The sequence below is a fragment of the Robbsia andropogonis genome, assembly GCF_000970345.1.
In the GTDB taxonomy this organism is placed as follows: Bacteria; Pseudomonadota; Gammaproteobacteria; order Burkholderiales; family Burkholderiaceae; genus Robbsia; species Robbsia andropogonis.
Map to the genome: position 1 here is coordinate 63,462 of NZ_LAQU01000005.1, position 11,544 is coordinate 75,005.

The following is an 11,544-nucleotide window of genomic DNA, read 5'->3' on the forward strand; positions in this document are numbered from 1 at the left end:
TTAAGCAAAGAATTTCACGAAGCGATTGAAGTTTCTGCCCGGTCGTGCCGTTACCCCTCGTAAGCGCCAGCGGTGTGGGGGTGTCCGTGCAGTACAGGATGCTCCCGCCGCGGATGGCACAGTCCGGTGCGGACACCCCGCGCAGGCGAAACAAACAGTTATATAGCCGGAAGATCCAACGGTCATGTCGCTCGATATTACCCAGTTTTACGAGACGTTCTTTGACGAAGCGGACGAGTTGCTTACCGAGATGGAGCGCTTGCTGCTCGGCATCGACGTACAGCATCCGGATCCGGAACAATTGAACGCGATTTTCCGCGCCGCCCACTCGATAAAGGGCGGTGCCGCCACTTTTGGTTTCAGTGTGCTTGCCGAAACCACGCACGTGCTCGAATCCGTGCTGGATCAGGCCCGCACAGGGGAATTAGCGCTGCGCACGGACATGGTCGATGTGTTCCTCGAATCGAGGACGTGCTGGAAGTGCAACTTCGCGCATATCGCGAATCGGGTGGCACCGTCGAACCCGATCGCACGCTTGGCGTCGCGCTCGGCGAAAAGTTGAAGGCTGTCAGCCAGGCACCCGTGGCGGCGCCGGCACCCGTGGCACCGGCTGCGGCGCCGGTCGCCTCCGCGCCGGTGGCCGCGGCTGTCGCTGCGGGACCGGATCCTTACCAATCGGATGATCCAGCGGCCGCGCCGGCACATGTGATTCGCCAATTGCATGAAATTGCCGGCGTGGACGTGGCTGTTGCGCCGGCCGTGGCGGCAGGCGCGACGTCGGCTCCGGTTGCCGCCGCTGAGGCGCCTGCGGCCGCGCCTGCGGGGGCGGGTGGTGGCGAGCATGGCAATCTGAAAATCCGGCTGATCGATGTCAAGGACGGCGACCAGTCGCTGCTCGTCGATGAGCTGTCGAACTTGGGTACGGTCACTGCCCGGGTTCAAGCTGGCAATGTATTGAGTGTCTGGTTGAAAAGCGATTGCTCGCCTGACGACATCATTGCGGTCTGCTGCTTTGTGATCGATGAAGACCAGATCGAAGTGAGCTATGACCATGGCGGCGCGGCGGCGGCAGCGGCCGCGGCGAACGTCGCACCAGGTGGCGAGGCGCAAGCCGCCGCGGCCGCTGCGGTGGATGCCGCCGTGAGCGCGGAGTCCGCCGAGGTATTCGCTCAGACCGATGTTGCCAATACGGTCGCCGCGGCAACCGGGGCGGTCCCGGCCGTGGCAGCACAGACGGGGGCCGCATTGGCTGCCGCCCCGGCCGCCGCGCCGCCGCAGGCAGGGGCGACCGTGACGCGGAACGCACCAAGCGGTGGCGCGCAAGAGGGCAGTTCGATCCGCGTTGGTGTTGAGAAGGTCGATCACCTGATCAACTTGGTAGGTGAACTGGTAATCACGCAGGCGATGCTGGCGCAGACGGCGTCCAAGTTCGATCCCGTGGTGCATGACCGTCTTTTCAACGGCATGGCGTTATTGGAACGGAATGCCCGTGACCTGCAGGAAGCGGTCATGTCCATCCGGATGATGCCGATGGATTACGTTTTCAGCCGCTTCCCGCGTCTGGTTCGCGATCTCGCATCGAAGCTCGGCAAGAAGGTCGACCTCGTGACGTTTGGTCAGGCCACCGAGTTGGACAAGAGCCTGATCGAACGCATCATCGACCCGCTGACCCACTTGGTCCGTAACAGCCTGGATCATGGGATCGAGACACCGGACGTGCGTCTGGCCGCCGGTAAGGAAGCCGCGGGCGAATTGGTGCTTTCCGCTGAGCACGCGGGCGGCAATATTGTCATCGAGGTATCCGACGACGGCGCCGGACTGAATCGGCAGCGCATTCTCGCGAAAGCGCAGAAGCAGGGGTTGGCGGTCAGCGATGCGATGACCGATGACGAAGTGGCGCAGTTGATTTTCATGCCTGGCTTCTCTACTGCGGAGCAGGTGACGGATATCTCCGGTCGTGGCGTCGGCATGGATGTCGTGAAGCGTAACATCCAGTCGATGGGGGGGCATGTAGAGATTCAGACCCGCCCCGGTAACGGCACAACCACTCGCATCATCCTGCCGTTGACGCTGGCCATCCTGGATGGCATGTCGGTCAAGGTAGGCGGGGAAACGTTTATCGTGCCGCTGAATTCGGTCATGGAATCGATGCAGCCGACGAACGACGAGATCTTCACGATTGCCGGTCAAGGCGAGGATGGTCGTGTGCTGCGCGTGCGTGGCGAATATTTGCCGATCGTCGCGTTGCACAAGGTATTTGAAGTCGAAGATGCGCGGATGGATCCTACCAAGGCGATCGTCGTCATCGTTCAGGCCGAGGGCAAACGCTTCGCGATGATGGTTGACGAATTGCTGGGGCAGCACCAGGTCGTGGTCAAGAATCTCGAGACCAATTACCGCAAGGTCTTTGGTATTTCGGCGGCGACGATTCTGGGCGACGGCAGTGTCGCATTGATTCTGGATGTGCCGGCATTGAACCGTAATGGCCGCGATGAACTGATGAGCCTGCCTGTCAATCATTGAGGGCGGAACGCGACAGCGCTGTTTTTTTCGTCAGTCATTCAAGTTTCATGCGGAAAATGCCGCTAACGCTTACGACGTGCCGTTCAGCACACGAGTAGGGCAGCGGTCCGGCTGAAGGTCGGGCCGCCTTGTAGAAGTGAATTTTCAATCGGTATGACAGTGCGTCACGAGAAAAGCGTGGCGCAATCCAAGGGAAAGGAAAGGTATATGAGCACCGAACTCGTCCAGTCCAGCCAGCGCGGCGCTGCGCCGCTTGCGGTCATCGAACACCACTTGCAAGGCGACGGTGCCGCGCAAGAATTTCTCGCATTCACGTTGGGGGGGGAGGAATACGGGATCGATATCCTGAAAGTCCAGGAAATTCGCGGATATGAAGTGGTGACCCGTATTGCCAATACGCCAAATTTCATCAAGGGCGTGATCAATCTGCGCGGCGTCATCGTGCCGATCGTCGATATGCGGATCAAGTTTGATCTGGGTACCGTCGAATACGATCACCAGACCGTTGTGATTATCCTGAACGTCGCGCAGCGCGTGGTCGGCATGGTCGTCGACGGTGTGTCGGACGTGTTGACGCTGACGAAGGCTCAGATCAAGCCGGCGCCGGAATTTGGTTCGGTATTAAACACCGAGTATCTGACGGGCCTGGGCACGATCGACGATCGACTGTTGATTCTGATGGACATCGAACGTTTGATGACCAGTGATGAAATGGCGCTGATGGACCACGTCGCGGCGTGATCGAACGTCGGGTCGCCTGAAAGGCAACGGAAAAGCCTCTCTGTTCGAGGCTTTGTCCATCGGCCCCGGCGTTAAGCTGTGACCATGACATTGCATGCGATGCCTCGCGTTTTCGCGCAAGGCAGTGAGTGATTTGCAGGACCGGAACCGGAGCACGGGCCAGAAATGAACAAGTTGACGATCCGGGCCACCTTGCAGGCGGTGGTGGGTATTTTCGTGTTGATGCTGGTTTGCGGCAGCGCCGTGGGCTTTTTGGCATTACGCTCGGCAACGAGCGCGATCGAGGCGATGGCGCGGGATGCGTCGCAGGCTGCGCAGCAGATGGGTAGCGCGGGAAGCGCGTTGCAAGCATCCAGCGATGCGGCATTGCAGACGGCGCATGCCCGCCTTGTCATGCTGGATGTGGCGATTGTCGTTGCGTTGATCGCGGCGGTCGCTTTCGGCCTGATCACGCTGTGGCTGATGCGTCGTCAGGTGATCGCGCCCCTGGATACGGCCACCGGCTTGTTCCATCGGATTGCCGCGGGTGACCTGTCGCAACGCGTCGAGAACGCGTATGGTCGGGGATCGCAGAACGAGATGGGTCGCGTGTTCGAAGCGATCGACGCCATGCAACACGGTCTCTCGTCTACCCTGCGCACGGTGAAGTCGAGTGCAAACAGTATCGAAGTGGGCGCTCGGGAAATCGCCGCCGGTAATACCGACCTGTCGTCGCGTACCGAGCAACAGGCGGCGTCCCTGCAGCAGACCGCTTCAAGCATGGATCACCTGACCTCGACGGTGCGTCAGAACACCGACAATGCCCGCCAGGCAAGTCAGCTGGCGGCCAATGCTTCCGAGATTGCTTCGCGTGGTGGTGAGGTGGTCGGCGAGGTGGTCGTGACGATGCAAGGTATCACCGCCAGTTCCGACAAGGTGGTGGACATCATCGGCGTCATTGAAGGCATTGCGTTCCAGACAAATATCCTGGCGCTGAACGCGGCGGTGGAAGCGGCGCGCGCCGGGGAGCAAGGGCGTGGATTCGCCGTGGTGGCGGGCGAGGTGCGCAGCCTGGCGCAGCGCAGCGCGGCGGCCGCGAAGGAAATCAAGGCGCTCATTGGCGACTCCGCCGAAAAAGTACACAGCGGTTCGACGCTTGTGGCGCGCGCCGGCGAGACGATGAATGAAATCGTGCAGGCCGTGCGTCGCGTGACCGACATCATGGGCGAGATCAGTGCCGCGTCCGAGGAGCAGCGCGGTGGCATCGAGCAGGTGAATCAGGCGGTGACGCAGATGGACGGCGTCACGCAGCAAAATGCAGCGCTGGTGGAGCAGGCCGCAGCCGCGGCCGCCTCGCTGGAGGAGCAGACGCGGCAGTTGAATTCGGCGCTCGGCCATTATCGATTGGATAGTGCCGCGATGCATCCGGGCGTATCGCGACCGTTGCCCGCCGCGGCAACCTCCGCTCCGCGGAAATCTTCGGCGCCAAAGCCGCGTTCGACGGCAGCGGCGGGCGTCAAGTCCGCAATGTCGGCAAAACCAAAGATCAAGGCGCGCGTCGCCGGTCGTATCACACGGCAAGCGGGTAGCTCGGCGGGCAGTGCGGAAACCGCGGCACGGACTGCGGTCACGGCCGCCGCTACCTCGGTGACGGCGTCGACGCCAGTTTCGTCGACAAAGCCGGCGAGCGCCGCGAAAGCAACGCGCCCGCCGTTGCCAAGCAGCGATGTCCCGGCAAGCGAGCAGGCGCCAATTGGCACCGCCAGTCGTGCGTTCAAGCCGACGGCCGCTGAAGGTGAGTGGGAGTCGTTCTGATTTGAACGAGTAGTACTTGGCAACGGGGACCGGTTTAGAACATCGACGGGATCATCCACGCGGGCTGACCAGCGTGATCGGTCCCGCATCGGGCACCGGCGCATGCGCGAAGGGCGGGGGCTGAAGCGAGGCGCGTGATGCGATGAGCAGGCCGATGGCCGCTCAAAAATGTGTTCGGGTGGCGGTGAAGGTGCAAGCGCACCGTAGCGTGCCGCCAGTCCGAACCGATTTAACGGTTGTCTTGAAATGATGCGTTGACATGACTGCGTTCCGCACTCGGCCCAGCTTGAATTCCCTCTCGTCCCGCACGAATGCACAGCCGTCCGGTGCGACTGGCGGTGGCAACCAGAACGGCGCCTTCGCCGTGACCGGCATCTCCAGCAGCGACCTGGAAGCGGCGCGTGACTTTCCGTTCACCGCCGAGGACTTCAGTCGCATTCGTGCGCTGATCTATCGTGAAGCCGGTATCTCGTTATCCGACCAGAAGCGCGACATGGTGTACAACCGTCTCGCGCGTCGTCTCCGGGCGCTCGGTATCCGTTCGTTCTCGGACTATCTTGACGGACTCGAGCGCAGTCGTGACCCACAGGAGTGGGAAGCGTTTACGAACGCGCTGACGACGAATCTGACGGCCTTCTTCCGGGAAGGTCATCATTTCCCCATCCTCTCCGAATTCGCCGCCAAGCATACGTCGCCGTTGAACGTATGGTGTTGTGCCGCATCCACTGGCGAGGAGCCGTATTCGATCGCGATGACGCTGGCGGAGGCAGGAGGACGTCAGACCCAGGCAAAGGTACTGTCGACCGATATCGACACACAGGCACTGGCCACCGCCTCCGCCGGAATCTATACGGCGGATCAGGTCAAAGGCCTGCCGACAGGCCGCCTGCAACGATTCTTCTTGCGCGGCACCGGTTCGCGCGAAGGCCGCGTGCGCGTCAACGATGCCTTGCGTTCGATGATCACGTTCGAACAGTGCAACCTGATTGCGCCACCGTGGCAGCAGGTTCAGCGCCAAGCGCCGTTCGACGTCATCTTCTGCCGCAACGTGATGATCTACTTCGACAAGCCAACGCAAGCACGCATTCTCGAGACGTTTGCACCGCTGATCAAGCCGGGTGGTTTGTTGTTCGCGGGACACTCGGAAAACTTCTCGTATATGACATCGGCGTTCCGCTTGAAGGGGCAGACCGTCTACGAGCGCACGCAAGAACCGGCGTCGACCTCGAATTTGTTGGCGGCCGGCGAAAGCCGCGCCGCGGCGCTCGCCGGTAGTCGCAGATGAGTGCCCTGCCGCAGGCCAATCATTTTTACCAGGACATGGATTTCGGCAAGCCCGGCGTCAAGCTGTTGATGAACGAATATTTTGTCACCAGCGATGACATGGTGCTCACCACGGTGCTGGGTTCCTGCGTTTCCGCCTGTATCCGTGATCCGTATTCGGGCCTGGGCGGCATGAACCATTTCATGTTGCCGGACGGTGGAGGCGATCCGTCCCGTGCGTCGTCTGATGCCATGCGCTATGGCTCGTTCGCGATGGAAGTGTTGATCAACGAGCTCATCAAGCGCGGCGCACGACGTGCCTCTCTCGAAGCCAAGGTATTCGGGGGCGCGGCCGTGTTGAAGCGCATGCACACGCTGAACATCGGAGATGACAATTCGCGATTCGTCCGTCGCTATCTGGCGCTGGAAGGGATTCGTATCGTTGCCGAAGACTTGCAGGGGGAACACCCGCGCAAAGTCGCCTTCATGCCAAGCAGCGGCAAGGCGATGGTACGCAAGCTCCCGCTGGACGTCCGCGTCACCGATCCTGTTAGCCATACGGCCGAGATCGAGCTCGCCCAACGCGAGCGTGCGATGTCCGAGGAAATGGGGGCAATGCGGGATCGGCATGCACGCCGTTCACCGGATACGATCCAGGTCTTCGCGAGCGCGGCGCGCGCGGCTGCTCGTCCGGCAACGTCTCTCCCACCCACGGCGGCGGTGACCGGTGCCAGCAAGCCGGCGGCAGCAACTGGCGCCGCCGCACCCGCGTCCGGTGCCGCCGCGGCTGCATCGAAGTCGCGCGTCGAGCTTTTCATCCGTCGTCCGGCGACGGCGCCCGCGGGCGGTGCGACGCCGCCGCAGCCGTTAACAAAAACCATTATTGAGACGATGTGATGTCTACCCCGAAGATTCGTGTCCTTTGCATTGATGACTCCGCGTTGGTACGCAGCCTGATGACCGAGATCATCTCCAACCAGCCTGACATGATGGTCTGCGCGACAGCGCCGGATCCGTTGGTCGCACGGGAACTGATCAAACAGCACAATCCGGATGTATTGACGCTTGACGTGGAAATGCCCCGCATGGACGGGCTGGATTTTCTCGAGCGATTGATGCGCCTGCGTCCGACGCCGGTGGTCATGGTGTCTTCGCTGACCGAGCGTGGTTCTGAAATCACGATGCGCGCTCTGGAATTGGGTGCGGTGGACTTCGTTTCCAAGCCGAAAGTCGGCATTCGCGACGGATTGCTGGATTACAGCGACATGATCGCTGACAAGATCCGCGCCGCAGCACGCGCGAAGGTGCGTCCGTTGACGGCGCGACCGGCCGCGGCGACCAATGGCGCGGCCGCCGCCAGCAGTGCCGCGCCGACGATCTCGCCTTTGCGCAACATGCTGGTGTCGACGGAAAAATTGATTGCGATCGGCGCATCCACCGGCGGTACCGAAGCAATCAAGGAAGTATTGTTGACGCTGCCGTCGGATGCACCCGCCGTATTGATCACGCAGCACATGCCGGCGGGCTTCACGAAGTCGTTCGCGAAGCGGCTCGACTCGCTTTGCCGGATTTCCGTCAAGGAAGCCGAGCATGGAGAACGGCTGCTTCCCGGGCATGCGTATATCGCACCTGGCGACTTCCACTTGTCGCTGGCACGCAGCGGTGCGAACTATGTTGCGACGTTAAGCGATGCGGCACCGGTTAATCGCCATCGTCCATCGGTCGACGTGCTATTTAATTCGGTCGCGGAATTTGCCGGCAAGAACGCCATCGGCGTATTGCTGACAGGAATGGGCAAGGATGGCGCGGTTGGCATGGGGGCGATGCGTCGCGCCGGTGCCTATACTTTTGCGCAGGACGAAGCGAGTTGCGTCGTGTACGGTATGCCCCGTGAGGCGGTGTTGATCGGCGCGGCCTGTGAGTCAGTGTCATTGCAGCAGATGACGCATCACGTCATGCAGAAGTTGCTGTCGATGGGTGAGCGCGCACATCGCGTATAGTACGCGGTTGAGTGCAATTTGCTCTCAAGATCACGTGGATTACTGCCGATATCCAATGAAACGGCGCGAGACGGGTGAGTCCAGGCGGTTTGGATTACACATTCGACGTCGCACCCGCCGGCCGGCAGGATAGGGCGCACACTAATTTGAGATTAAGTACAGGTTTTTAGAGGCGCAAACGATGGATACTTCGATAAAAATTCTTGTGGTGGACGATTTTCCGACGATCCGTCGCATCGTGCGGAACCTCCTCAAGGAATTGGGCTACAGCAACGTCGATGAAGCGGAAGACGGTGCGATGGGCCTCGCCAAACTGAAGGCAGGCTCGTACGAATTCGTCATTTCCGACTGGAACATGCCGAATATGGACGGCCTGCAGATGTTGACGGCGATCCGCGCCGATCCGGCACTCGCACATTTGCCGGTGTTGATGGTCACCGCGGAAGCGAAAAAGGAAAATATCATTGCCGCGGCGCAGGCCGGGGCGAGTGGCTATGTGGTGAAGCCGTTCACCGCTGCGATTCTCGACGAAAAGATCTCGAAGATCCGCGAGAAGATGGCGAAGGCTGGGGCGTGAGATGACTAAGCGCGAGGATGCGGTCGTGGATATCGATGACGAACTGTTCGGGGCGCCGCCCGTAAAGGGCGATGTAAAAACCGAAATGCAAGCGGAGCCGCCAGCAAGCGTTGCCGCCCAGCCTGCGGCTACGGCCGCGCCCGCGGTCTCCGCGGCGGCGGGCCATGATGCGGGCACGGGCGTCGACTCGGCGGATCCCGCCGAACGGATGACGGCTCGTATCGGGCAACTGATGCGGATGCTGCGCGACAGCATGCGTGAACTGGGGCTGGACAAGCAAGTCGAACAGGCTGCGGAAGTCATTCCCGACGCGCGTGATCGCTTGACGTACATCGCGGCGATGACGGAGCAAGCCGCCGAGCGTGCGTTGAACGCGACGGATGTCGCCATGCCTCTGGCAGACAAGTTGAACAAGGAAGCCAACGCATTGGATGGTCGCTGGCAGAAATGGTACGACGCGCCGCAAGATATCGATGCCTCGCGCGCGCTGGTCACGGAAACCCGCACATTCCTGCAGACCACGTCCTCGCAGTCGGCGACGATCAATGCGCAATTGCTTGAAATCATGATGGCCCAGGATTTCCAGGATCTGACCGGCCAGGTGATCAAGAAAGTGATGGATGTGGTGCACCACATCGAACAGCAATTGCTGGGCGTGTTGTTGGAAAACATCTCGCCGGAACGTCGCGCCGAGTTGATCAAGATCGTGAGCGGCGTCAAGACCGAAGACAAGGAGCCGTCGTTGTTGAACGGTCCACAGATCAACACGGAAGGACGTACCGATATCGTTACCGACCAAGGCCAGGTAGACGATCTACTGACCGAACTCGGTTTCTGATCAATCGCGTGGAACCGGCTCTGCCGGTTCCACGTGGTTTTTTTGCTTTGCGATTCATCTCGTCTCAACGTCGATGCGCCATCGGTTCGGCCATCGCAAGAGGCGATTGAATGACAACACCGGTTCTCACTCCAACGGCGCACGGCCCGATCTCGGGAAATGCGCCGTCTTTTTTTGTCTGATCGTTGGATGGTGGTTGCGTCCCGCCCCTGATAATGCCAGCAGTCGGAAGCCTCGCCCATCAAGGCACATTGGGTTGCCGACATGTTTGAGTCGATCAGACGGCACAGGACGAGACGGAGACAGCGTGGCCATCGGGGCTGCCTTCCGTCCGCTACGGAGCGCGCGTGGCAGAAGACAGCGATCTCGAAAAAACCGAATCAGCCTCGCCCCGACGGCTGGAGCAGGCCAGGGAGGACGGACAGGTTGCGCGTTCGCGTGAGTTGTCGACGTTCGCGCTACTGGCCGTCGGGTTCGGCGGAGTCTACATGACGGGTGGCTCGATGCTTGGCCAGTTCCAGAGACTGTTCAAGCATGCGTTCATTTTCGATCGCGCTGCAAGCCAGGACCCCATGCAGATGTTGCATCGGATCAGTGACGCGGTATTGCTGGCCGCGCAGGCAATCGGGCCGATCTTGCTCGCCATGACGGTTGTTGCGCTGATGTCGCCGATGGCCTTGGGCGGATGGCTGCTGACGACAAAGCCGTTGGCGCCGAATTTTGGCCGCTTGAATCCTATTTCCGGCCTGGGCAAGATGTTCTCGACGCACGCGTTGGCGCAGCTCGGCATGGGCATTGCCAAATGCGTGTTGGTCGGCACGGTGGCCACGATGGTCGCCTTCCATTACAAAGCGGATGTCATCGGGCTGCTGGGTGAACCGGTTCGTGCGGCCTTACCGCACGCGGCGCAAATGGTGGGCGTGGTTTGCGCGGCCACGGTCGGCTCGATGCTGCTGCTGGTGCTCGCCGATGTTCCGTATCAGCTCTGGTCGCATGCGAAGAAGTTGCGAATGACGAAGGAGGAGGTCAAGCGCGAATTCAAGGAAAACGAGGGCGACCCCCACATCAAGGCGAAGATACGAGAGCAACAACGCGCGATGGCCCGCCGCCGCATGATGTCGCAGGTCCCCACGGCCGACGTGATCATCACGAACCCAACCCACTTCGCCGTGGCGTTGCGCTACAGCGACGCCGGCATGCGCGCGCCACGCGTCGTCGCCAAAGGGGCCGACCTCGTTGCCGAGCGTATCAAGGAAATTGCCAGGGAAAATGGCGTCCCGGTCCTCGAGGCGCCACCTTTGGCGCGTTCTCTGTACAAGCATGTGCAGTTGAATCGCGAGATTCCGGCGGCGCTGTATGGGGCCGTGGCGGAGGTGCTGGCCTGGGTGTTCCAGTTGCGGCGCTGGCATGCGGAAGGGGGGCAGTATCCCGATCAACCCGACGCGGTGGTGGTGCCTGAGGAAATGGCCGTCAGCGCGGAGTCGTTGTCTGGAAGCGACGGCAATCTCGACGATGCGAGCCTCGATGCCGCCACGCAAGCTGGCAACCGCACCGCCGCGGGTGCCGGGGTGGGCCGGACGGGACGGACTGCCGGAGGAATGGGTGACGCCGCCGCTGGCGTCAGTGATGTCGATCCGGCGAGTATTCGCGAAGCTGGCGCGGCAGGCGGTGGTTCTCGTGGCGCGTCTGCCCGTGATCCGCAGAAGTAAGGGCATTTCAGCCACCTTATCGTTCGATCGCTGCTAGCGCGCTGCCGTAATAATGCATTCCGTCGGAGTGCGTCTTTAACGCCGCGGTCGAACGCGGTA

At 61.2% G+C, this 11,544-nt stretch carries 7 protein-coding genes and 2 pseudogenes; all 9 read left to right on the forward strand.

The features are described from left to right. Positions 1-184: 184 nt before the first annotated feature. Positions 185-2,523 (forward strand): annotated as a pseudogene (gene cheA, locus WM40_RS06630) (chemotaxis protein CheA). Positions 2,524-2,730: 207 nt separating this feature from the next. Next, positions 2,731-3,264, forward strand: a complete 534-nt coding sequence (locus tag WM40_RS06635) for a chemotaxis protein CheW (RefSeq protein ID WP_081764984.1) — start codon at positions 2,731-2,733, stop codon at positions 3,262-3,264. 165 nt (positions 3,265-3,429) lie between these two features. Beyond that, the gene (locus WM40_RS28660; protein ID WP_082102480.1) at positions 3,430-5,058 is read left to right on the forward strand and encodes a methyl-accepting chemotaxis protein; all 1,629 of its coding nucleotides are present in this window, start codon (positions 3,430-3,432) and stop codon (positions 5,056-5,058) included. Positions 5,059-5,317: 259 nt separating this feature from the next. Beyond that, the gene (locus WM40_RS06645) at positions 5,318-6,343 is read left to right on the forward strand and encodes a CheR family methyltransferase (protein ID WP_024904035.1); all 1,026 of its coding nucleotides are present in this window, start codon (positions 5,318-5,320) and stop codon (positions 6,341-6,343) included. After that, positions 6,340-7,218 (forward strand): chemoreceptor glutamine deamidase CheD, encoded by an 879-nt coding sequence (gene cheD / locus WM40_RS06650; protein ID WP_046152504.1) that lies wholly within the window; start codon positions 6,340-6,342, stop codon positions 7,216-7,218. Before WM40_RS06645 ends, cheD begins: the two co-directional genes overlap by 4 nt. Continuing rightward, positions 7,218-8,321 (forward strand): protein-glutamate methylesterase/protein-glutamine glutaminase, encoded by a 1,104-nt coding sequence (locus tag WM40_RS06655; RefSeq protein WP_036010649.1) that lies wholly within the window; start codon positions 7,218-7,220, stop codon positions 8,319-8,321. Before cheD ends, WM40_RS06655 begins: the two co-directional genes overlap by 1 nt. Positions 8,322-8,502: 181 nt before the next feature. After that, the gene (gene cheY, locus WM40_RS06660; RefSeq protein ID WP_024904038.1) at positions 8,503-8,898 is read left to right on the forward strand and encodes a chemotaxis response regulator CheY; all 396 of its coding nucleotides are present in this window, start codon (positions 8,503-8,505) and stop codon (positions 8,896-8,898) included. 85 nt (positions 8,899-8,983) lie between these two features. Then, the gene (cheZ, locus tag WM40_RS06665) at positions 8,984-9,736 is read left to right on the forward strand and encodes a protein phosphatase CheZ (RefSeq protein ID WP_081764985.1); all 753 of its coding nucleotides are present in this window, start codon (positions 8,984-8,986) and stop codon (positions 9,734-9,736) included. Between the two features lie 347 nt (positions 9,737-10,083). Next, positions 10,084-11,301: pseudogene (gene flhB, locus WM40_RS06670) on the forward strand (flagellar biosynthesis protein FlhB); the annotation flags it as partial. Positions 11,302-11,544 lie beyond the last annotated feature (243 nt).

What these genes read in the sequence shown, in the direction of transcription:
- WM40_RS06635 (WP_081764984.1), top strand. Translation starts at nt 2,731, where the DNA reads ATGAGCACCGAACTCGTCCAGTCCAGCCAGCGCGGCGCTGCGCCGCTT.
- WM40_RS28660 (WP_082102480.1), top strand. Translation starts at nt 3,430, where the DNA reads ATGAACAAGTTGACGATCCGGGCCACCTTGCAGGCGGTGGTGGGTATT.
- WM40_RS06645 (WP_024904035.1), top strand. Translation starts at nt 5,318, where the DNA reads ATGACTGCGTTCCGCACTCGGCCCAGCTTGAATTCCCTCTCGTCCCGC.
- cheD (WP_046152504.1), top strand. Translation starts at nt 6,340, where the DNA reads ATGAGTGCCCTGCCGCAGGCCAATCATTTTTACCAGGACATGGATTTC.
- WM40_RS06655 (WP_036010649.1), top strand. Translation starts at nt 7,218, where the DNA reads ATGTCTACCCCGAAGATTCGTGTCCTTTGCATTGATGACTCCGCGTTG.
- cheY (WP_024904038.1), top strand. Translation starts at nt 8,503, where the DNA reads ATGGATACTTCGATAAAAATTCTTGTGGTGGACGATTTTCCGACGATC.
- cheZ (WP_081764985.1), top strand. Translation starts at nt 8,984, where the DNA reads ATGCAAGCGGAGCCGCCAGCAAGCGTTGCCGCCCAGCCTGCGGCTACG.